The following is a 21,936-nucleotide window of genomic DNA, read 5'->3' on the forward strand; positions in this document are numbered from 1 at the left end:
GAGATGAGCGAGCAAGCAATCGCGCGGGCAGGGACGACGGCGAGGTAGGGGCGAGTGCCGAGATAGGCCCCAGGGGGGCGCTCCCACGCCCCTACGTGAGCACCTGCCCCTACCTCGCCGTCGGCCCTGGCGAGCGATCTCGCACCTGACGGGGCTGCTCGTGACGCTCGTCGGCGCCCCGTACGGTCTGCGGCACAACGCGCACGCGGGGGTCGACCTGGTCGCCGACCGACTCGGCACGCCCTCGCAGATCGTGCTCTGGCTGCCGGGGCTGCTGTACTGACCGGCCCGGTGCGCTCGTCGGCCCGGTGCGGCCGATGAGTTCCGCCGCCGGGCGTCGTCGGACCTGATGACGGACCCTCACCCGCGAGGGTCCACCGTTCGAGGAGATGATCATGACAACCGTGCGTTCCCACCTCTGGTTCGGCAACAATCTGGCGCACGAGGCGGCAGAGTTCTACGCGGAGCACATCCCCGGCAGCAGCGTCGACCGGGTCCTCACCGCTCCCGAGGGCATCCCGGGCGCCGAGCCGGGCAAGCCGTTCGTCGTCGAGTTCACGGTGGGCGGACAGCGGTGCACCGGGCTCAACGCGGGGCCGGAGTTCACGCTGAACGAGGCCTTCTCGTTCCTCATCGAGCTGGACACGCAGGACGAGCTGGACGGCCTCTGGGACGTCCTGACCGCGGACGGCGGCGCGGCCGGCCCGTGCGGCTGGTGCAAGGACAGGTTCGGCGTCTCGTGGCAGGTGCTGCCGAAGCGGCTCGGCGAGCTGTGCGGCGACTACAGCACCGCGGCCAACATGCGTGCGACGAACGCGATGCTGCAGATGGGCAAGATCGACATCGCCGCGCTCGAGGCGGCGTACGACGGGGAGGAGACGCCGGCGCCCGCGTCCTGAGGCGCCGCGGGGCCGCGCGGCAGGGCCGCAGGGCTCCGGCAGGCCCGCGCGACACCTCAGACCTTCAGCAGCCCGCGACGGTGAGCGAGACTCACCGCCTCCGCACGGCCGGACGCGCCGAGCTTCGCCATCACGTTCGACACGTGGACGCTCACCGTCTTGGTCGAGATGTACAGCCGCTCGCCGATCTGCCGGTTCGACAGGCCCTGTGCGACGAGGGTGAGGACCTCCTCCTCGCGCTCCGTGAGGGTCGATGCCGTCGCGCGGCGCAGGCCCGGCAGCTCCAGCCGGGCGCGGCGGCCGAGCGCCCGCACGGCGTCGGCCAGCGGGCGGGCGCCCACGTCCACCGCCTCGGACAGAGCGGTCCCGGCCTGCGCCCCGGCGGCGCTCTTGTCGCCGGCTCCGAGCAGTGCCTCCGCCAGGCGGAAGCGCGAGCGCGCCACCTCGTAGCGATAACCGAAGTCGAACGCCTCGACGGTCTCCTGCCAGGCCGCCGCGGCGGTGCGCCACAGCTCGTCCGACGTCGTCGGTGCGCCGGCCGGACCGATCACCGCATGCAGCCGGGCATTCTCCGCGGCGGCGCGCTGGAGCCAGGCGGTCCCCTCCGGCCCGAGCACGCCGCCCCGTGGCCGCCCACGGCGCGCCGTCTCCCGGGCGAGGTCGAGCAGGGCGTCACCCCGGTCCAGGCGTTCGGCCGCCGCCTTCTCCCGGGCGGCCGTATCGGCCGCGGTGCCGGCCCGGCCCGACGAGCGGTCCGCCTCCGCCGCGTCGGCCAGGGCCGCGAGGGCGAGCGCGGACAGCCAGATCCCACCGAGGAAGAGCTCGTTCCACACCTCTCCGAGGTGGTCGACGACGCGCTGCGCGAGCTCGAGCGCCTCGTCGTACCGGCCCGCCCAGGTGAGCGCGTCGGCAAGACAGCCACCGCCGATGAACGCGATCATCCCGTCCGCCTGCCAGTGCTCCAGCAGCGCCCGGCCGCGGTCGACGACGTCGTCGTCCCCGCGTGCGACCGCCGCATACATCCCCGCGGCGTCCAGGACCTGGAGCGACGACGGCGGCACGTCCCCGACGGGCCGTCTCGTGAGGTCGCCGTCGAAGTAGCGCATGATCTCGCGCAGGATCCGCAGGCTCACGGCGTAGGCGCTCCAGGTCAGGCCCAGCTCCTCCGCGCGGGCGAGGCCGCCCGCCACCTTCTGCTCGGCGTCGGCGAGGTGGCCCGCGTAGAAGCGGTTGGCCGCCGCGTTGTAGAGGCAGCGCATCTCCGTGAGGACGTCGCCGGCCCGGACGGCGGCGGCCGAGGCCTCGTCGAGCAGGCTCGCGGCCTTGTCGGCGTCCGCGACGTCGAGGACGGCGAGAGTCGCGAGCGCCTCCGCGAGGGCACCGTGCTCGCCCAGGGCGCGCGCCCCCTCGACGGCCAGCCCGGCCTGCTCGCGTGCCTCGTCGTCGAGGTCCATCTCCATCGCGATGCGCGCCAGCAGAGCGTCGCTCCACACCCGGTCCGGGCTGGGATCGGGCAGCGAGCCGAGGGCCTCCCGGAGGTCCTCGCGGGCCTGGGCGGCGTCCTGACCGTGCTCGCCCCAGTCAGGCAGGTCGAGCTGGCGCCGCACGAGGACGTGCCGCAGCGCCGCGGCGCGCTCCGGGTCGCCGGCCAGGCCGTCGACAGCCTGACGGGTGAGGCGCACGGCGCGGCGCGGGTGGCCCGCTTTGGCGGCGGCCTCGCCCGCAGCGACGGCGACCGCGACCCGGTCCGTCCCGAGCAGCAGCTCCGCGTCCGGGACCGACTCCCACACCGCGAGCGCCTGCTCGTGGTGCCGCAGCTCCTCCTCGGGAGCGAGCAGGCCGCGGGCCGCCAGCGCGGCCTCGTGCGAGGCGACGAGGGCTGCGGGCAGGTCGTGCGCCTCGAAGGCGTGGTGCGCGCGCTCGGCGGCCCCGCCGAGGGGCGTGCCGTCGGCGCCTTCCTGTGCCAGGGCGGCGAGGTAGGCGCGGTGCATCTCGGACCGTTCGCCGGGCAGCAGGTCGGTGTACAGGACCTCGGCCAGGAGCGCGTGCCGGAACTCGAGGTGCCCGCCCGAGACCATCATGACCTGCTGGGTCACGGCCTCGCGCAGCGCGGCGTCGATCCCGTTCGTTCCCCGGCGGGCGGCGGCGGTCCGCAGGAGCTCCTCGCGCACGCGGCGGCCCGCGACCGACGCGAGGCGAACGACCTGCTGCGCCTCCGGGTCGAGCCGTTCCAGCCGCGTGCGCAGCACCTCGGTGAGGGTCCAGGGCAGGGTGCCGGGCTCGGGGCCGGCGTCGAGCAGCTCCTCCGCGAAGAAGGCGTTGCCCTCTGACCGGTCCAGCACGCCGCCGAACTCGCCGGCGCTCAGGGGCCCGCCCGCCAGGGCGGTGGTGAACTCCCGCAGCTCGGTCTCGTCGAACGGGTCGAGGTCCACACGCTCCACGTGCTCCAGCCGGGAGAGCTCGGCGAGCAGGGGGCGCAGCGGGTGGCGCCGGTCGACGTCGTCGGAGCGGTAGGTGACCACGACCAGGAGGTTCTCCGAGCGAGCCCGGGACGCGAGGAACCGCAGCACGTCGCGGGTGGAGGCGTCCGCCCAGTGCACGTCCTCGACGACGAGCACGACCGGCCGGCCCGGCTCGCCCGCCTCGCCGAGGCTGCGGGCGATGCCCTCGAAGAGCTGGAGGCGCGCGTCGTGGTCCGCACCGCCTCCCCCGCCCGGCTCCAGCAGGCGCCACAGCGCGGGCCGCTCCGCCACGAGGGCGGCGACCCGCGACGCGGCCTCCTGCCCGGCCGCCCCGCCCTGGAGCTGGGCCAGGGCTTCCGTGAAGGGCAGGTAGGGGATGCCGACCTGGCCCAGGTCCACGCAGTGCACGACGACAGGGCTCGCGCCGGCCCGCTCCGCCGCCTGCGCGACGTGACCGATGAGCCGGGTCTTGCCCACCCCGGCGTCACCGCCGACGAGCACGAGGCCCGGCTTCCCGGCCGAGGCGCGCTCGACCGCCCGCAGGAGGGAGTCGACCTGGCCCTGCCGGGAGATCAGGGGAATCGTGGTGGAGCGCCGCACCCGCACATCGTGCCACCAGCTACTGACATGGCCGGCCACCGGCGCCGACGCGGGCTCCGCGCCCTTCGTCGACGCCGGTCCGGCGGTCATGCGAACAGGCCGCGCGGCGCGGGCTCGGGACGCATGCCCCACACGCCACGGCGGATCTGCGCCGTACGCTTCTCGACCTCCGTGGCCTTCTCGCGCCTGCGGCGGCGCCGCGGCGCGGCGGAGGGGCGCGGACGGCCACCCCAGGCCTTGCGCGCCTGCTCCGCCCGGTACTCCACTTCCGCATCCAGTGCGGGTCCCCACAGTGACATGATTCCTCCGGCTGTCCGGTCCGGCGGGCTCTGCTGCCCGTCCGGTGCGATACGGAAGACACTCGTCGTGAGTCCCGGCCCGCCGGATCGGTCGACCGGGCAGTCCTGGTCGCCGGGAGCACCTCAGACCGGGCCGTCACGTACCTCAGAGCGGCTCTGAGGTACCTCGGAGCGGACCCGCCGGAGCCCTGAGCCGGGATCTCTCCCCTGGTCCGGGCCCGGCGGCCGCCTGAGCCACGTGTCCCCCGGGTCCGGGCCGCCTGCCTCCCGGTCCGCGGAGCCGACGACGTAGAGTGGCCCGCGTGCCTGAGCTGACTGTCGCCACCGCCAACGTCAACGGGATCCGCGCCGCCTACCGCCGCGGCATGGACACGTGGATCACCGCCCGCGAGCCCGACGTCCTGCTCCTGCAGGAGGTCCGCGCGCCCGAGGCGGTCGTCGAGGAGTACCTCGACGGCTGGCACGTGGCAGACGCCGGCAGCGAGATCAAGGGACGGGCGGGCGTTCTCGTCGCCTCCCGGTTCCCGATCGCGGGCGTCCGGCGCGGCCTGCCGATGCCCGGCGACGCCACGGAGCCCGCCGTCGACACCGGCCGCTGGATCGAGGCCGACATCACGCTGCCCGACGCCGCCGGCACGCTCACCGCCGTCTCGACCTACCAGCACTCCGGGTCCACCAAGCCGGGCCAGGAGGCGACGATGGACGCGAAGTACGCGTACCTGGCGCGCACGACGGCACGCCTGGCCGAGCTCGCCGCCGCGGCCACGCCCGCGGTCGTCGCCGGCGACATCAACATCGCACACACCGAGGCGGACATCAAGAACTGGAAGGGCAACCTGAAGAGCGCCGGCTTCCTGCCCGAGGAGCGCGCCCACCTCGACCGCTGGGCCGAGCTGGGCTGGACCGACCTCGGCCGCGCGCTCGGGGGCGACGGCCCGGGGCCGTTCACGTGGTGGTCGTGGCGCGGCCAGGCGTTCGACAACGACGCCGGGTGGCGCATCGACTACCAGCTCGCCAACCCGGGGCTGGCTCCGGCGTGCCGGAAGATCGAGGTCGACCGCGCCCCCACCTACGCGGAGCGGTGGAGCGACCACGCCCCGCTGGTGGCGACCTACGAGCTCTGACGCCGCGAGCCGCCCGCCGCCCGCCGCCGGCACGCTGACGGCGCGCACCCCGCGATCGGCGGGCGGCGGTGCGACCGGCGAGGCCGCGCTACTGACGGACCGCGTCCTGGATCGCGTTGTTGAAGGCGGGGAGCGAGGCGCGGTTCCAGGTGGTGGCCGCGATCCCGGGTTCGAGGTCGGTGGTCATGACGGCCTGGCCGTCCTCCAGGGTCGCGGTGAGGTCGACCCCGGCCCCCTCCGGGCCGATCCCGCGGAAGGACGCCGTGCCGTCGTCGTTCACCTGGCCGGTGAACGCGGTCGTGCTCTTGCTCATCTGGCCGTCCTCGATCTGGGCGAGCTGGAACTCGCCGTCGACCTGGCCGTCGGAGGTGATGGTCCCGGAGATGAACCCGAAGTCCCGCGCGCCGCCCTCGGTGACGACCTCGGCCATGTAGGTGAAGTCGTCGCCCGCCGCGAACCCGTCGGACGGCCCGTCCGAGCCGAGGCCGCAACCGGCCACGAGGACGGCCAGCACGGTCGTCAGGACCGAGCCCGCGAGCACGGATCCTCGTCTGGTTCTGGTGACCGGTGCGCTACCTGTCACGGCGTCGCCCCCCTCGTGTCGTGCACCGCGGCACATGCGGTGTCCTCGTGACACCACCCGACACAACGTAGCGGACCCGACCGGTACTAGGTAAACTGCCTGGCCAGACAGTCAGCATCCACGGCCGGGCTCAGGCCTGCCCGGCGCCCGCCGACGGCGGCGCCAGCAGGAACGCGGGGGCCGTGAGCCCGGCGTCGGCGAACGCGCCGTCGACGGCGGCCACCAGGCGCTCGACGTCGTCGCGCGGGACCAGCGCGATCGCCGAGCCGCCGAATCCCCCACCGGTCATGCGGGCGCCCACGGCCCCCGCCGCCACCGCCGTGTCGACGACCAGGTCGAGCTCGCGGCAGGAGACCTCGTAGTCGTCCCGGAGCGACGCGTGCGACGCAGTCATGAGCGGCCCCACCTCCGCGACCCGGCCGCCGGAGACCAGCTCGGCGAACCGGGCGGTACGCTCGGTCTCGGTCACCACGTGACGGACGCGGCGGGTGAGGACCCCGTCGGCGTCGTGCGGCGCGAGCGCGGCCAGTGCTTCGCCGAGGCCTTCGGGAGCGATCTCACGGAGGTTCGCCAGACCGAGCTGCTCGACAGCTCGCTCGCAGGCCGCCCGGCGCGCACCGTACTGCCCGTCGACCAGCGCGTGCGGGGCACGCGTGTCGACGACCAGCAGCTCCAGGCCGGCGGCGGCCGGCTCGAACGGGACCGGGCGCCCCGACTCGAGCGCCGACAGTCCCGGCCGGAAGTCCAGCAGCAGGGCGCGCCCCTCGGCGCAGCGCAGGGACGCGGACTGGTCGAGCCCACCGGTGGGCGCCCCGGCGATCTCGTTCTCCGCGCGGCGGCAGACGTCGACCAGCTCGGCGCGGCCGGCGTCGTCGGCGGAGAGGCCGAGCCCTGCGACGGCGTCGACCGCCACCGCGAACGCGCTCTCGAGCGACGCGGACGAACTCAGCCCCGCACCGAACGGCACGCAGGAGTCGACGACGGCGTCGAAGCCGCACACCTCGTGACCCGCCTCGGCCAGGGCCCAGGCCACGCCCGCGACGTAGGATCCCCAGCCGCCGACGGTCCCGGGGCCGACGTCGGACAGCCTTGCCTCCCACGGCTCGTCCGGCGTCTGGGCGGACGAGAGCCGGACGACGTCGTCCGCGCGGGCGCGCAGGGCGACGTAGGTGCGGTGGGGCAGCGCGGTGGGCAGGCAGAGGCCCGCGTTGTAGTCGGTGTGCTCGCCGATCAGGTTGACGCGACCCGGGGCGAACCAGACGCCGTCGGGCGTGCCGTCGCCGAAGGCGCGGGCGAACAGGGTGCGGGCGCGTTCGACGCCGTCGGCAGGCGTCCAGGACTCGAGCCACTGCGGCGTGGAAGGCATGGCGGCAATCCTGTCACGCACACCACGGTGCGCGAGGCCCGTTCCACATGGCGTGCGGACGAGCGCACGGCCCGGGCGGCGCGCCCGGCCGCCCGCCCCGGCACCCGGCGCTGCTAGGCTCTTCGCGTCGCGACTGGCGCCATCCGGCCGGGGCCTGCGAGCAGGCACGGCGGGACGAGGTGGAGCAACCACCGGGGAGCGACGTACTGTGCCGACGACGGGTCGTTCGCCTGGGCCCGGGGTCACCTCGCCGAAGGTGCGCACCCCGCCGGGCAGCCGGTCGTGGCAGGCGGACCCGACGCGAGACCTGTGTCAGTCCAGCCAATTCGAGGAGACGCAATGAGCGCTCAGACTCCCGACCTTCCCACCGACGTGATGAACGCGCCCCTCGCGCAGGTGGATCCCGAGATCGCCGCCGTGCTCGACGGCGAGCTGGCCCGCCAGCGCGACACGCTCGAGATGATCGCGTCGGAGAACTTCGTCCCCACCTCCGTGCTCGAGGCGCAGGGGTCCGTCCTGACCAACAAGTACGCCGAGGGCTACCCCGGCAAGCGCTACTACGGCGGCTGCGAGCAGGTCGACATCGCCGAGAACCTCGCGATCGACCGCGCCAAGGCACTGTTCGGCGCCGAGGCCGTCAACGTCCAGCCGCACTCCGGCGCGCAGGCCAACGCGGCCGTGCTGCACGCCCTGATCCGCCCGGGCGACCGGATCCTCGGCCTGGAGCTGGCGCACGGCGGCCACCTCACGCACGGCATGAAGATCAACTTCTCCGGCCGGCTGTACGACGTCGCCGGCTACGGCGTCGACCCCACCACCTACCGCATCGACATGGACGCGGTCCGCAAGGCGGCGCTGGAGCACCGGCCGGACGTCATCATCGCCGGCTGGTCCGCCTACCCGCGCCAGCTCGACTTCCCCGCGTTCCGCGAGATCGCGGACGAGGTGGGCGCCAAGCTGTGGGTCGACATGGCGCACTTCGCGGGCCTCGTGGCCGCGGGCCTCCACCCGTCGCCCGTGCCGCACGCGGACGTGACGTCGTCGACGGTGCACAAGACGATCGGCGGGCCGCGGTCCGGCTTCATCCTGACGCGCGAGGAGTACGCGAAGAAGATCAACTCGGCGGTGTTCCCGGGCCAGCAGGGCGGCCCGCTGATGCACGCGATCGCGGCCAAGGCCGTGGCGTTCAAGATCGCGGCGTCCGAGGGCTTCAAGGAGCGCCAGCAGCGCACCGTCCAGGGCGCGCAGATCATCGCCGACCGCCTCGCGCAGCCCGACGTGGCCGACGTCGGCGTCTCCGTCCTGACCGGCGGCACCGACGTGCACCTGGCCCTGGTGGACCTGCGGGACTCCCGGCTGGACGGCCAGCAGGCCGAGGACCTCCTGCACGACGCCGGCATCACCGTGAACCGCAACGCCGTCCCGTTCGACCCGCGCCCGCCGCGCGTCACGTCCGGCCTGCGCATCGGCACGCCGGCGCTCGCCACGCGCGGCTTGGGCGACACGGAGTTCACCGAGGTGGCGGACATCATCGCGACGGCCCTCAAGGACGGCGCGACTGCCGACGTCGACGCCCTGGCCGCCCGCGTCGCGAAGCTCACGGCGGAGTTCCCGCTCTACCCGAACCTGTGACGGCGCGTCGGGTGCGGCGCACCGGTCGTCCGGACACGTCCGACCCGACCGGTGCTCCGCACCCGACGACGAAAGGAGCTTGACATGGCACAGATTCTCGACGGGAAGGCCACCGCCGCGTCGATCAAGGCGGAGCTCGGCCGGCGCGTGGCCGCGCTGGCCGAACGCGGCGTGGTGCCCGGGCTGGGAACGCTGCTCGTGGGCGACGACCCCGGGTCGCGGTGGTACGTGAACGGCAAGCACAAGGACTGCGCGGAGGTCGGCATCGCCTCCCTCCGCGAGGACCTGCCCGCGGACGCCACGCAGGAGGACATCGAGGCCGCGGTCAGGCGGCTGAACGAGGACCCGGCCTGCACCGGGTACATCGTGCAGCTCCCGCTGCCGAAGGGCATCGACACGAACCGCATCCTGGAGCTCGTCGACCCGGACAAGGACGCCGACGGCCTGCACCCCACGAACCTGGGGCGCCTGGTGCTGCGGGTCAACGACGAGATCACGTCGCCGCTGCCCTGCACACCGCGCGGCATCATCGACCTCATGCTGCGGCACGACGTCGACCTCAAGGGCAAGGAGGTCGTCGTGCTCGGCCGCGGCGTCACCGTGGGCCGCCCGATCGGGCTGCTGCTCACGCGCCGCGCGGTGAACGCGACGGTCACGCTGACCCACACGGGCACGCAGGACCTGGCGGGCCTGGTGGGCCGCGCCGACGTCGTCGTCGCGGCAGCGGGCGTCAAGGACATCGTGTCCGGCGAGATGGTGAAGCCGGGCGCGGTGCTGATCGACGTCGGCGTCTCGCGCGAGACGGACCCTGCCACCGGGAGGTCGAAGGTGGTCGGCGACGTCTCGGCGGAGGCCCGCGAGAAGGCCTCCTGGTACTCCCCGAACCCGGGCGGCGTCGGGCCGATGACCCGCGCGATGCTCCTGGCCAACGTGGTGGAGATGGCGGAGCGGGCCTCCGCCTGACGCCGTCGGCGAGGAGCCGTCCGGGCCGGCGAGGGCGACGCCGTCGCCGGCCTCTCGTCCTGCTACTCGGGACGCGGGGCGGCCACTGGGCCCACGGGGCGCAGCGCGAAGCGCGCTGCGCCCCACGCCGCGTACAGCAGCGGGGCGGTGGCGAAGCCGAGCCCGATCGCCGGGCGCGCGGACACCACCGACGCCAGGAGGGCGAGCAGCAGCAGGACGGCCACGCTCAGGTACCAGCGCCGCGCACCGAGGAACAGCCCGGCGCGCAGCAGGTCCCGCAGGCGGGCGTCGGGCCGCTCGGGCACGAGGGTCAGCGCCAGGAAGGCGGTCGCCACCGTCCCCGCGGTGAGCGTGGCGAGCACGGGGATCACGACGGCACCGGCAGTCCGGCCCCAGAAGAACGCGATGTCCACCGCGAGGACGAGGACGGTGCCGGCGGCCAGCGCCCCGACGGCCAGACCCCGGCGCAGGTGCCGGCGCCACGCGCGGACGAACGTGCGCACCGGCGTGGACGACCCGCCCGCGCTGAACTCACCGAATGCCGCGAAGGCCGCCACCAGCGCCGGGCCGGCCAGCGGCGTGGCCGCCACCAGCAGCGGCCACGTCGCCGTGAGATCGGTCGCCACCAGCAGGAGCACGGCCGGCAAGCACGCGACCGCGAGCAGCACGTTGGTCGCCAGCCCGGTGTAGAGGGTGCCGAAGACCAGCTCGTACGTCTCCGGTCCGATGAGCCGGCGCCGGCGGGCACCGCCGGTGCCGCCCGGCCCGCCGACCGTCGTCCCTGACGGGGTGCTCATCCCACGCTCACCCCTTGACGCCCGTGGTCGCGATGCCCTGCACGAAGTACCGCTGGCCCGCCAGGAACACCACGGCGATGGGCAGGATGGACAGCACGGACCCGGTCATGATCAGCGCGTGCTCGGCGTTGTAGTCGCCGACGAAGCGCTGGAGACCGAGCTGGATCGTCCACAGCTCCCGGTCACGCAGGTAGATCAGGGGCCCGAGGTAGTCGTTCCATGTCGTGACGAAGGTGATGATCGTCAGCGACGTGATGGCGGGCACGGACAGCGGCAGCATGATGCGCCGCCAGATGCCGTACTCGGACAGCCCGTCGATGCGGGCCGCCTCGCACAGGGAGTCGGGGATCGACTCGTAGTACTGCTTCATGAGGAACACGCCGAACGCGCTGAACGCCTGGAGCAGCATGATCGAGTACAGCGTGTTGGCCAGCCCCCAGCTCGAGAGCATCTGGAACTGCGGGATCATGTACGACGCCCAGGGCACGGCGATCGTGCCGATGTACAGCAGGAAGAGCGCGTCACGTCCCGGGAAGCGCGTCTTGGCGAAGCCGTAGGCGGCGAAGCTGCCGGTCAACACCTGCAGGAGGGTCACCGCGACCGACACCGTCATGGTGTTGCGGATCCAGGTGCCCATGTCGCCCTTGATCCAGATGTCGAGGTAGTTGCGCCAGCGGAACGGGTCGGGGATCCACTCGATGGGTGCGGTGAAGACCTGGTTGTTCGTCTTCAGGGAGGAGATGACCATCCAGACGAAGGGCAGCAGGATCGCCGCGGCCGCGGCGATCATCCCCAGGTACAGCAGGACGCGGCCGGTCTTCCGGAGCGCGGTCGGACGAGTGGTCATCACGCATCCCTCCGCTTGTTGTACAGGAACTGCACGACCGTCACGCCGATGCAGATGAGGAACAGGACGACGGCGACCGACGAGGCGTACCCGAGCTCGAACTGCTCGAAGCCCTTCTGCCAGATGTACTGGCTGAGGACGAGGGTGGCCTGTCCGGGACCGCCCTCGGTCATGACGAGGATCAGGTCGAAGACCTTGAAGCTCTCGATGGTGACCATGACCGTCACGAAGAACATCGTGGGCCGCAGGCAGGGCAGCGTCACGTTCCAGAACCGCTGCCACGCGCCGGCACCGTCGATCCGGGCGGCCTCGTGCAGCTCGGTCGGCACCGTCTGGAGCCCGGCGAGGAACAGCAGCATGTAGTAGCCCATGTAGCGCCACGTGCCCACGATGATGACCGCGGGCATGGCCCAGTCCTTGGAGACCGTCCAGCCCGGCAGGTCCCCGCCCACGAAGAGGCCGATGAACTGGTTGATCGGCCCGAACTCCGGGCTGAACAGCATGTTCCACACCACGGCGACCGCCACGATCGACGTGATGTACGGGAAGAACGCCACCGTGCGGAAGAACGCCGCGCCGCGCAGCCTCTGGTTGAGCAGCAGCGCCAGCCCCAGGGAGGCCGCGATGGTCAGCGGGATGTGGAACGCGGCGTAGTAGAAGGTGTTGCCGAGCGCGACATGGAAGCTCTTGTCACCGAGGAGCCGCTGATAGTTGTCGAGGCCCACCCACTCCGCGTTGCCGAAGATGTTCCAGTTCGTCAACGAGTAGTAGAACAGCAGGAAGACGGGGACCAGGGTGAGCACCGCGAACCCGGCGAAGTTCGGCAGGACGAACGTCCAGCCGATCAGGGCGTTGCGGAGCTTGAGCGACGTCCTGGGCGCCCGCCGCCGCAGGGGGTCGGGGAACGGCAGCCCGAGGGCTCCGGGATTGTCGACGACGGGTGTCGCCATGGGTCGTTCTCCTCGTCGAGGGACTGGTAGGTCATGCCTGCCGCGTGACAGCTCGCGCCATCACGCGGCAGGCGGTGGCGGTCGGCGCTCAGCCGACCTCGTTGGCGACGCGGTCCTGCGCGTCCGCGATCGCGTCGTCGACCGGGTCCGACTCGGACATGACCGCCGAGTGAAGGTCGGCCAGAATCGTCTGGATCGCCGATGTGTTCGCGCCCACCGGGTTCTCCGGCAGCGTCTCGTGCGTCGTGTAGGCAAACCGGGACAGGTCGTCCTGCGGGACGCCGTCGAGCCCGAAGACGGCGTCGGCCACCGTGTCGTCGATGAGGGCGGGCGTGATGCCGATCTCGGCCAGCGCGGCCGCGCCGTCCGGCCCTGCGGCGAACCGCAGGAAGTCCTTCGCGGCGTCGACCTTCTCCTCGTCGATCCCGGCGTTGATCCCCATCGTGGTGGGGTCGCCGAAGGTGACCGGAGTGCTGTCCGTGCCGGTGGTGGACTCGTCCTTCTGCGGGATGGGGGCGATACCCCACTCGAACGTGTCCGCGTCACCCGACGCCTGCTCCGCCACCAGCGTCCCGATGTACCAGGAGCCCATGCCGAGCATCGCGGCCTTCTGGGTACCGAACTGCGACTGGTAGGCCAGCTCGTTGGTGGTGACGGTGGCGTAGCTGGGCTGCGAGCCCTCGTCCTGCATCTCGAGCTCGCGCTCGTAGTACGGGGCCAGGTAGCTGAAGTCACCGCTGTCCAGGGCGGCGCCCTCGGTCTGCGCGAGGGCGAAGCCCTGCACCGTGGACTGCCAGCCGTGCAGGTACGAGCCGTACACGTCCTTCTCGTCGATCCCGTCGGTCAGCGTGGCGGCGGCGTCGGCGTAGTCGTCCCACGTCCACGAGCCGTCCGGGTAGTCCACGCCGGCCTCGTCGAACAGCTCCTTGTTGTAGTAGAGCAGCCACGAGTCCTGACGGTACGGCACGGCGTAGGTGGCGCCGTCGACCGCCATCGCCTCGAGGCCACCGGTGCCCGGGTCGAGCTCGCCGGCCACGTCGGAGATGTCGAGCAGCGTGCCACCCTCCTGGAAGGTGACGTAGTTCTTCAGGTTCTTGACGATGAAGACGTCCGGCGCGGTACCGGCGGCGAGGTCGGCGGTGAGCGCCGTGTCGTACTCCTCGCCCGCGGGGTACTCCTTGAGCTCCACGGTGACGTCCGGGTTCTGGTCCTCGTAAGCGGTGGCCAGGGTCTCGAACTCCGGCGTGGAGGCAAAGTCCCAACCGGCCACGCTGATGCTGACGGGACCGTCCGGCTCCCCGCCCCCGGAGGACGAGTCGCCTCCGCCGCATCCGGCCAGGGCCAGCGCCGCCGCGGCGGCGGTTCCCACGGTTGTCATGATCTTGCGGTTCATTGCGTACTCTCCTTCGAGTAGGGATCGCCCCCGTATCAGCGGGGACGACGGTCTTCAGGTCGCGTCGGACCGTGGTTCGTGCGGCGGCGGGAGGACGACGGCGGTGCGCGTCCCGCCCGGCCAGTGCACGACGACGTCATCGCCGGCAGGGTCGACGAACTCGACCCGGGGTTCCTGCTCGATACCGCTCGGTGCACGGGCTGCGGTGTCTCCCGCGGGCCCGGCAGACGTTTCCTTGGCTCTGGCGGACGGCCCACGGACCCCGGCCGGTGTCCCCGCGAGCCCGACCGCGACCGCGAGCCACTCCCCGACGCGGGTGGCGTCGGTCGCAGCGTGCACGAACGGGACCGCCGACCGCACGCCGAGCGGCGAGGCGTCCCGCACCTCCCGCACCCCGGCCCGTGGCAGGTCGCCGAGCGGCACGACGCGCGAGCGCATCCCGCCCGCGTGCGCCTCGCCGGTCCCGGTGGTCGCGGTCTCGTCCCCGCTCACGGCCCAGCCGCTGATCTCCAGCGATCTCGCGAGCGGCGAGCCGGCGTCGTCCGGCTCGAGCGCGTCGACCCGGACGAACCGCACCTCCCAGGCGCCCCGCACCACCGAGGCGGTGGTGAGCGTGCCCGCGGGTGTGGCGGTACCGGGCCGCCCCGACCCGTGATCGGGGGCGTCCAGGTCGGGATCGAGCCAGTGCGAGCTCTCCACCGACGCGACCACCGCGGCCCCGTCCCGCCGAGGCAGCACGCCGGCGGCGACCGGTGCCCCGGTGGCGGAGGTCTCTGCCTCGGCCGCGGCGGGCGCCGCATCGGCAGGGGCGACGGGAAGCAGCTCGGCGCGCAGGGTGCGGAAGCCCGTGCGGTGGGTCGCGCGCCCGGCGCGGTCGAGCAGCACCACGGACTGGTCCGCGGGGCGGACCCACGCCTCCGCGCCGAGCAGCGGCGCAGTGGCGGTCGAGTAGCCGAGCCGCGCGTACAGCGGCGAGTCGCCCGTGCTGTCGCCCTCGCGGGCGTGGTCCGTCCCGTGGTTGACCACCCGGACGACGCCGTCGCCGGCGGTGGCCGACACGGCCCAGCCGGGCGCGGCCAGCACGGAGACCGAGTCCGCCCGTTCGACGGGCAGCGCCTCGGCCGGGGCGGTCCACACGGGGTGGTCCGCCGGGAGCGCGAGCCCGAGCAGCCCCTTGGCCGCCCAGTACGGCGAGCCGGTGCCGCTGTACCGCTGGGCGATCGGCCGCCACCCGTCGTGCCAGCCCAGCGTGAGCAGCCCGCTCGGACCGGGCACGCCGTGGTCGGCGAAGTGCCCCACCACCCGCGTCGCGGCCTGGCGCAGCAGCCCGGGCGGCGTGCTCGGCACGCCCGCGATCGCGCCGGTCCAGAACGGCGCGGCCGCCGCGAACCGGTAGGTCAGCGACCGGCCCTGGACGAGCGGACTGCCGTCCGCGCCGACGAGGCCGACGGCGTCACGCAGGTACCGGTCCAGGTGCGCGGCGTCGCGCTCCCGCCGCGGCACGGGCGCGGCGCCCGGCTCCCCGGCGGGCACGAGCTCGTCCGCCTCGGCCGCGCCGGTCATCCTCGCCCACAGCACCGGGTACAGGTGCAGCGCCCAGCCCGCGTAGTGGTCGTACGACCGCTCGTCGCCGTCCGCGAACCAGCCGTCCGCCCGCCGGAACGAGTCGTGCGCGGCGAGGTCGGACACGATGTCGTCGCCGGACCACGGCCCGCCCGCCGAGCGCAGGAACGTCTCCACCACGATCCGGAACCACACCCAGTTGTTGTGCGGGTAGGTGTCGTCGCCCACCACGGCGCTCAGGTACTCGACCACCTGCTCCTGCACGACGGGGGCGAGGCGGTCCCAGATCCAAGGGCGCGTCATGTCCAGGATCAGGGCGATCGAGGCGGCCTCGACCTTCGCCTGCGGGTGCTCGACGGGCATCACCCAGCGCTCGGGGTGGTCCGGGTCGGTCCCGGCGGACAGCCCGGCGGCGTACCGCTCGGCCAGGTTGAGCGGGTCCGCCCCGCCCTCGCCTGCCAGGCGGAACCCGGCGGCCAGGAACGTGCGGGCGTACCCCTCGAGCCCGTCGACCGCGGTCCCGTACCCACCGGGCGCACCCGGCGGGGTGATCAGGCTGCCCGACGGCGAGGCGTGCTCCAGCGCGGCGGCCAGCAGCCCGTCCGCGTAGGCGCCGAGCTCGTGCCGCGTCATCCCGTCGCGCCCGAAGCGGGTGCGCGACGGCGCCGCGTCCGTCACCGGCCCGGTGGTGCCCGGCGTCGGGCGCCCGCCGCTCATGCGCTCGTCTCCAGGCTCACGCGGGTCACCGGCGACACCGGCTCCTCGCCGCGCACGTACCGCTCCAGCTCGTCCAGGGCGGCCGCCGTCATGCGGCGCGTCTCCGTGCCCAGGGAGCCCGCGATGTGCGGGGTGATCATGACGTTCGGCAGGTCGTAGAGGACGGAGGCGGCGGGCAGCGGCTCGGGGTCCGTCACGTCGAGGATCGCGAACAGGCGCCCGGTCTCGCACTCGGCCTCGAGCGCGGCCGTGTCCACGACCGTGCCGCGGGCGGTGTTGATCAGGGTGGCGCCGTCGGGCATGAGCGCGAGCTCTCGCGCGCCGACCAGGTGGCGGGTGCTCGGCAGGGCGGGCGCGTGCAGCGACGTGATGTCGCTGGTGGCCAGCAGCTCGTCGAGGTCGGTGAGCCGGGCGCCGGCCGCCTTGACCACGTCCCGGTCGGCGTACGGGTCGGAGACCAGCACCTCGCGCGTCTCCAGGGCGCCCAGCCGCTCCACCACCCGGCGACCGGTGCGCGAGAAACCGACGATCCCGATCGTCCGGTCCCGGTTCGACAGGTTGCCGAACTCGCCGAACGACCAGTTGTCCCGGGCGACGCCCGCCCGCGCGGCCAGGAAGGGGGCACGCTTGCCCGCCATGATGACCGCGGCCAGGGTGAACTCGGCGACCGGCACGGCGTTCGCGTCCACCGCGTTGGTGACCCGCAGCTCCCGGTCCCAGACGCCGTCGCTCAGCAGCTGCCGCACGCTCCCCGCGCAGTGGATCACGGCACGCAGCCCCGGGGCGGCGTCCAGCACGTCCTGCGTCAGCGTGGGGGCGCCCCAGGACGTGAGCAGCACCTCGGCCTCGGCCAGCCGCGCGCGGGCGGCGGGGTCGTCCAGGCTCCCCACCTGCACCGGCTCGCCGAGCGTGGCCAGCTCGGCGAGGCGCGCCAGCTCGGCCTCGCCGAACTGCGTGCGGTACGTGCTGTCGGACATGGCCAGCAGCACCTCGGGTCGGTCCACCTCGACGCCCTCCATAGCTTTCCCCATTGATCGCTCGTCGTTCAGGTTCGATCACTCACGATCGATGACGCACAGTCAAACCCATGCAGGGCCGGATGCGCAACCGCGAAAAGACACAGTAGGATGACAGAAGTGATCACTTCCGATCATCGTCCTGGCCGTGGCGGCGGCACGAGACGATCCGACCACGACGAAGGAGTCAGGCGATGACCACCGAGCCTGCGGCGCTCCTGCCGGCCGAACGACGCGCACGCCTCGTGCAACGACTGCACGACGACGGATGGGCGCGCGTCGGCGACCTCGCCGCGGACCTCGGCGTCACCCCGGTGACGGTGCGCCGCGACATCGCCCAGCTCGCCGACGAGGGAGTGCTGGAACGCGTGCACGGGGGTGCCCGGCTCGTACCCGGCGCAGGCACGGAGCCCGCCACGACCACCTCGCCGGACAGCCCCGGCCCCCCGGGCGGCACACCGCGCACCCCGACCGCGGCGCACTCGGCCGCGCCGACCCGCTCTGCCGTCCCGATGCCCGCGAGCCCGGCCCGCGGCGCCACCGGAGCCGCCCCGGAGACGGCGCGGCGGACCCTGACCATCGGCATGGTGGTGCCGAGCCTCGACTACTACTACCCGGAGGTCATCCGCGGCGCCCGCGTCGCCGCGGCCGGCACGGACGTGCGGATCATCCTGCGCAACGGCTCGTACGACGCCGCCGAGGTGCGGCGCCAGGTCGCCGCGCTGGCGGCGTCCACGGACGGGCTGCTGGTCAGCCCGCCCGTGGACGCCCCGGAGGTGGCCGAGTGGCTCGCCACCCTCGGCGTCCCGGTGGTGCTCGTCGAACGCCGCGGACAGGCCGGCCCGTTCCACGAGGACCTCGAGTCGGCGGTGACGGACCACGCCCTGGGCGCCGCCATGGGGGTCCGTCACCTCGCCGCCGAGGGGCACACCCGGATCGGCCTGGTCACGTCCCGGACGAGCCCGACCAGCCGTGGCGTGCGCGCCGGCTGGCGCGACGCCGTCGCCGAGCTCGGCCACACCGACGGAGGCCTCGACCTGGACACGGTCTCGCACCGCGAGGCCGCCTGGCACGACGACGCCGAGCGCGTCCTGGACGCCTGTGCCCGGTCGGGCACGACGGCGCTGCTGGTGCACTCGGACCCCGAGGCGATCAGCCTCGTCGAGCGGGCCCGCGACCGCGGCCTGCGGGTCCCCGAGGATCTCGCCGTCATCGCCTACGACGACGAGGTCGCCGGGCTCGCGGACCCGCCCATCACCGGCATCCGCCCGCCGAAGGCAGCGCTCGGCGCGGCCGCCCTCGACCTCCTGGCCCGGCGCATCGCCGAGCCGGACCGCCCCGTCCACCGCGTGCGGCTCAGCCCGCAGCTCGTCGTCCGGGCGTCGAGCCGGGCCGCCGGATGAGCGGATGCCGTGCGGCGTGACCCCCACGGGTCACCTCCGGCCCGCTCGGGTCGTGCCGGGCGGGCGCCGAGCGGCCCCGCGCGGCATGACCCGAGCGCACCCTAGCCGCGCCCCCACTGCTGGTTGGTCTGGCCGTTGCACGCGTAGGTGATGATCTGTGCGCCCGGCCCGGTAGCACCGCCGTTGACGTCCAGGCACTCACCCGTGCCCCGGGCCCGGATCGTCACGTGGTCGCCCGAGGGGTCGCTCGACCACGCCTGCGCGGTGCTCCCGTCGCACGCCTCCTGCGTCACCGTGGTGGCGTTCTCCTGCAGGCACATGTTCGAGTGCTGCGCCACGATCGTGACGTACCCGTCACCGGCGTCACGGAACCAGAACCGCTGGTTGCCCTGGCCGTTGCAGCCGTAGGTCTTGAGCTCCTCGCCCGCCGTGCTGTTGTTGTTCGTCACGTCGGCGCAGGTGCTCGCGTGCCGCGGCTCGAGCGTCCGGAACGGGCCGCCCTGCCCGGTCACCGTTCCGGCGGCGGTGTCGATGGCCAGCTCGGCGAAGTAGTCGACCTCCATGGTGGTGGCGTCCGGGAACTCGATCGGCGCCCAGACGTAGCGGGAGTCGTTCACCGTGCCGCCGATCGAGTTGCCCCAGCGGTCCCCCAGGTACAGGTAGTCGGTGCCCTGGCTGCCCTGGACGGGCAGCACGAACGCCGTCTGGGAGCCGTACATCGTCGAGTCGCCGACGTTGCGCATGGCCGTCCAGGGGCCGGTGATGCTCGGTGCGGTCGCGTACTGCTGCTGGTTCGGTGACCAGCCGGTCGCACCGGACGTCAGCATGAAGTACGTGCCGCCCCGCTTGAACAGGGCGGGCGCCTCGCGGTGGCCGCCGTGCCACGGGTCGGCGACGAGCTCGTCGATCGCCGCGTAGTCGTCGGTGAGCCGGTAGATGTGCAGGTCGTAGTTCTCGCGGGCGGCGGAGTACATGTACCCGGTGCCGTCGTCGTCCACGAACACGCCGATGTCGCGGGACATGTGGCCGAGCGGCCGGAAGCTGCCGCGGTAGTCGTAGGCGCCGCACGGCTGGTTCGTCGTCGAGACCGCGACGGCGGCCCGCGCCTCGCCGTAGTCGGAGCCGTTCTCCTTGTGCGCCCAGATCACGTAGCGGTCGGTGCCCGCGTTGTACATGATCTTGGGCCGCTCGATGTTGGCCGACTGCAGCTCCGGGTCGCTGGCCTGCGTCAGCACGTTGCTGACGAACTGCCAGCTCGCCAGGTCGGTGGACCGGTAGCAGCTGACGTACCGGAAGCCGTTGCTGTCCGGCTGCCGGTTCTCGCCGATCCAGTAGTAGTAGGCCCCGGACTTCACGACACCGCCGCCGTGGGCGTGGACAGGACTTCCGTCGGTGGTCGTGAACTGGGTCGCGTTCGGGACGGTGACCTCGTCGGCCCGGGCCGGCAGGCCGAACGCCATCATCGAGGCGATCGCGCAGCACAGGGCCGCGAGAACCGCACAGGTACGTCGCATGACGAACCACACTCCTTCGTCGCAGTGGGTCTCCTGGCCCGCGGCCGTCGTCGGCCACGGGGTCTGATCCTGGCCGGCGTCGACGACGATCCAGGCTGGTCCGAGATTATGGCAACGTTAACATCGGGTCAATGCCCTTACCGATCGCGCGGGTAAGGGACGACGGCGAGGTAGGGGCGAGTGCTCACGTAGGGGCGTGGGGAGCGCCCCCTGGCGCCTACCTGAGCACTCGCCCCTACCTCGCGGTCGTGCCTACCCGCGTGATATCTGGACATCTGCTCTCCGACGAAGGGCCGGTGAGCGCGTCTCGCGGCTGACCAGCGACCTCGGGGGGGCTGTACCCGGCGCTGGTCACCGTGGACACGTGGGGACCGCCCGGCTCCGGGGCCGTTGCCGCGACCACCCCGCCAGGGGCGGTACCGTTTGCCCGTGGCCGACCTGATCAGCGCGATCTCCAACCTCCTGTGGCCCCTGCTCGTCATCGTCCTCCTGCTCGTCTACGGACGGCAGCTGCTGTCCAAGCTGAACGACTCCGACGACGTGACGCTCGAGATCGGCGGGCAGCGCCTGAACTTCAAGCAGATGACCGACCAGCAGTCGGACATGATCACGGACCTGCAGCACGAGGTCGCCTCGCTGAAGCGCCGGATGGACGACGCTGGTCCCGAGACGGTGGCGCACCAGAACCGTCCCGCGGACGAGAGGGTCACCACCAACGAAGACGTGCGGCCGCTCCCGCCAGCGGTCCACTCGATCCTGTGGGTGGACGATCACCCGGAGAACAATGCCGTGGTCGCCGACTCGTGGCGGCGCGACGGCGCCGACGTCGACGTCGCGCGGTCGACGAGCGAGGCCATGCAGCTCCTGGACCGGCGCAGGTACGGCCTGATCATCTCGGACATGGGGCGCCACGAGTCTCAGGTCGACGTCCCCGACGCCGGCCTGCGCCTGCTCGCACAGGTCCGCGCCGCCGACCCCGCCACACCGTTCGTGCTGTACGGCAACGTGGAGCAGGTCGCCGACACGGCACGCGGCGCCGGAGCGTCGATGGTGACCGGGTCGACGTTCGAGCTGATGGACTACGCGAGCAGCCTGGGCATGCTCTCGGACGCCTGAGCCACCGCGGGCCGCTCACGCCTCCCTGCCGTTCCCCATCGAGCCGGAGACCTCACACGCTCGCTCCCTGAGCGGGCCCAGGGTGCCTGCTCACGCCCGTCGTCAGGTGGCCGTGACCTCGTCCAGCACCACGACCGGGGTCTCGACCGGCCGGCCCGCCGCGAACGCCTCGATGTCGCCCCAGCCGTCCGTCGCACCGAGCTTTTCCCAGAGCTCGTCGCGTTCCGTGCCCACGGCCTCGCGGCCGCGGACGCTGACCGTCCCTTCGACGGTCTGCGCGACGGCCTCCGGATTCGCCTGGAGGTTGAGCCACCACGACGGCGGCGTGTCGCCCCAGCCGTTCATCGCGAGCGTCACGAAGCGCGTCCCGTCCCGCACGTACGAGAGGATGACCGCGCGCTCGGCACCGGTCTTGCGGCCCGTGACCAGCAGCCGCAGCATGCCGCCCTTCCCGGCCGAGGCCCCGCGCAGGAACCTCGTGCCGCCCACGCGGTAGAGGAACCGGTGGACGTGCCAGGCGGTCCGGATGAACCACCGCGGCGGGAGCCGCGGAGTCTTGTCGCCGGTGCTCGTCATCTCAACCTCGGTCGCCGTGGTCCGCGCGTTGCCCACGGTCCCCGGATGGAGCCGCGTCACGAATCATCCTATTGCTCGCGCAGACGCCGGGGAACGCCCGGGCGCCGACTTCACCC

Annotated in this window: 19 protein-coding genes and 1 riboswitch; of the genes, 7 read left to right on the forward strand and 12 right to left on the reverse strand. The window is 73.1% G+C overall.

Translation table 11 applies throughout. From position 1 onward, the window contains the following. Window positions 1-160: 160 nt before the first annotated feature. A complete protein-coding gene (locus ACYU96_RS04260) occupies window positions 161-283 on the forward strand; it encodes a hypothetical protein (RefSeq protein ID WP_460749354.1) in 123 nt (40 codons plus the stop codon). Between the two features lie 112 nt (window positions 284-395). Next, window positions 396-899, forward strand: a complete 504-nt coding sequence (locus ACYU96_RS04265) for a VOC family protein (RefSeq protein ID WP_460749355.1) — start codon at window positions 396-398, stop codon at window positions 897-899. Between the two features lie 56 nt (window positions 900-955). Here the strand turns inward: ACYU96_RS04265 and ACYU96_RS04270 are convergent, their stop codons facing one another. Further along, window positions 956-4,051: a helix-turn-helix transcriptional regulator gene (locus ACYU96_RS04270; protein WP_460749357.1), complete on the reverse strand. Its 3,096-nt coding sequence runs from the start codon at window positions 4,049-4,051 to the stop codon at window positions 956-958. Continuing rightward, on the reverse strand, window positions 4,048-4,260 hold the full coding sequence (locus ACYU96_RS04275) for a hypothetical protein (RefSeq protein WP_460749358.1): 213 nt from the start codon (window positions 4,258-4,260) through the stop codon (window positions 4,048-4,050). Before ACYU96_RS04275 ends, ACYU96_RS04270 begins: the two co-directional genes overlap by 4 nt. Window positions 4,261-4,553: 293 nt before the next feature. Between ACYU96_RS04275 and ACYU96_RS04280 the strand changes: the two genes are divergently transcribed. Continuing rightward, complete coding sequence (locus ACYU96_RS04280) at window positions 4,554-5,384, forward strand: exodeoxyribonuclease III (protein ID WP_460749360.1); 831 nt, start codon at window positions 4,554-4,556, stop codon at window positions 5,382-5,384. An 88-nt stretch (window positions 5,385-5,472) separates the two neighbouring features. On the opposite strand, the gene ACYU96_RS04285 is transcribed toward ACYU96_RS04280, so the two are convergent. Together ACYU96_RS04285 and galK are read right to left on the reverse strand one after the other, a co-directional pair. Then, window positions 5,473-5,925 carry a hypothetical protein gene (locus ACYU96_RS04285; RefSeq protein WP_460749362.1) on the reverse strand — a complete coding sequence of 151 codons (453 nt, stop codon included), beginning with the start codon at window positions 5,923-5,925 and terminating at the stop codon, window positions 5,473-5,475. A 172-nt stretch (window positions 5,926-6,097) separates the two neighbouring features. Then, a complete protein-coding gene (gene galK / locus ACYU96_RS04290; protein WP_460749364.1) occupies window positions 6,098-7,333 on the reverse strand; it encodes a galactokinase in 1,236 nt (411 codons plus the stop codon). 119 nt (window positions 7,334-7,452) lie between these two features. Beyond that, a riboswitch (ZMP/ZTP riboswitch) is annotated at window positions 7,453-7,576 on the forward strand. Between the two features lie 96 nt (window positions 7,577-7,672). Here galK and glyA point away from each other — a divergent pair. Beyond that, window positions 7,673-8,965: a serine hydroxymethyltransferase gene (gene glyA, locus ACYU96_RS04295; protein WP_460749365.1), complete on the forward strand. Its 1,293-nt coding sequence runs from the start codon at window positions 7,673-7,675 to the stop codon at window positions 8,963-8,965. A gap of 84 nt (window positions 8,966-9,049) precedes the next feature. Next, window positions 9,050-9,928, forward strand: a complete 879-nt coding sequence (locus tag ACYU96_RS04300) for a bifunctional methylenetetrahydrofolate dehydrogenase/methenyltetrahydrofolate cyclohydrolase (RefSeq protein ID WP_460749367.1) — start codon at window positions 9,050-9,052, stop codon at window positions 9,926-9,928. 62 nt (window positions 9,929-9,990) lie between these two features. Here the strand turns inward: ACYU96_RS04300 and ACYU96_RS04305 are convergent, their stop codons facing one another. The 6 genes from ACYU96_RS04305 to ACYU96_RS04330 all read right to left on the reverse strand — a co-directional run bounded on the left by ACYU96_RS04305 (window position 9,991) and on the right by ACYU96_RS04330 (window position 17,226). Further along, on the reverse strand, window positions 9,991-10,725 hold the full coding sequence (locus ACYU96_RS04305) for a YesL family protein (protein WP_460749369.1): 735 nt from the start codon (window positions 10,723-10,725) through the stop codon (window positions 9,991-9,993). A gap of 7 nt (window positions 10,726-10,732) precedes the next feature. Further along, complete coding sequence (locus tag ACYU96_RS04310; RefSeq protein WP_460749370.1) at window positions 10,733-11,572, reverse strand: carbohydrate ABC transporter permease; 840 nt, start codon at window positions 11,570-11,572, stop codon at window positions 10,733-10,735. Then, the gene (locus ACYU96_RS04315) at window positions 11,572-12,522 is read right to left on the reverse strand and encodes a carbohydrate ABC transporter permease (RefSeq protein ID WP_460749372.1); all 951 of its coding nucleotides are present in this window, start codon (window positions 12,520-12,522) and stop codon (window positions 11,572-11,574) included. The genes ACYU96_RS04310 and ACYU96_RS04315 overlap by 1 nt, the downstream gene beginning before the upstream one ends. A gap of 88 nt (window positions 12,523-12,610) precedes the next feature. Next, window positions 12,611-13,915, reverse strand: coding sequence for an extracellular solute-binding protein (locus ACYU96_RS04320; protein WP_460749374.1), 1,305 nt, complete (start codon window positions 13,913-13,915; stop codon window positions 12,611-12,613). Window positions 13,916-13,969: 54 nt separating this feature from the next. Further along, entirely contained in the window at window positions 13,970-16,195 is a 2,226-nt protein-coding gene (locus tag ACYU96_RS04325; protein ID WP_460749376.1) for a DUF2264 domain-containing protein, read from the reverse strand. Further along, complete coding sequence (locus tag ACYU96_RS04330; RefSeq protein WP_460749377.1) at window positions 16,192-17,226, reverse strand: hydroxyacid dehydrogenase; 1,035 nt, start codon at window positions 17,224-17,226, stop codon at window positions 16,192-16,194. The genes ACYU96_RS04325 and ACYU96_RS04330 overlap by 4 nt, the downstream gene beginning before the upstream one ends. A gap of 179 nt (window positions 17,227-17,405) precedes the next feature. Here ACYU96_RS04330 and ACYU96_RS04335 point away from each other — a divergent pair, with 179 nt between their 5' ends. Beyond that, complete coding sequence (locus ACYU96_RS04335) at window positions 17,406-18,614, forward strand: LacI family DNA-binding transcriptional regulator (protein ID WP_460749379.1); 1,209 nt, start codon at window positions 17,406-17,408, stop codon at window positions 18,612-18,614. A 101-nt stretch (window positions 18,615-18,715) separates the two neighbouring features. On the opposite strand, the gene ACYU96_RS04340 is transcribed toward ACYU96_RS04335, so the two are convergent. Continuing rightward, on the reverse strand, window positions 18,716-20,128 hold the full coding sequence (locus tag ACYU96_RS04340) for an RICIN domain-containing protein (RefSeq protein ID WP_460749381.1): 1,413 nt from the start codon (window positions 20,126-20,128) through the stop codon (window positions 18,716-18,718). Between the two features lie 429 nt (window positions 20,129-20,557). Here ACYU96_RS04340 and ACYU96_RS04345 point away from each other — a divergent pair, with 429 nt between their 5' ends. After that, window positions 20,558-21,244 carry a response regulator gene (locus tag ACYU96_RS04345; protein WP_460749382.1) on the forward strand — a complete coding sequence of 229 codons (687 nt, stop codon included), beginning with the start codon at window positions 20,558-20,560 and terminating at the stop codon, window positions 21,242-21,244. A gap of 102 nt (window positions 21,245-21,346) precedes the next feature. On the opposite strand, the gene ACYU96_RS04350 is transcribed toward ACYU96_RS04345, so the two are convergent. Next, complete coding sequence (locus tag ACYU96_RS04350) at window positions 21,347-21,880, reverse strand: nitroreductase/quinone reductase family protein (protein ID WP_460749384.1); 534 nt, start codon at window positions 21,878-21,880, stop codon at window positions 21,347-21,349. Between the last annotated feature and the right edge of the window lie 56 nt (window positions 21,881-21,936).

It is taken from the genome of Myceligenerans cantabricum, assembly GCF_054777735.1.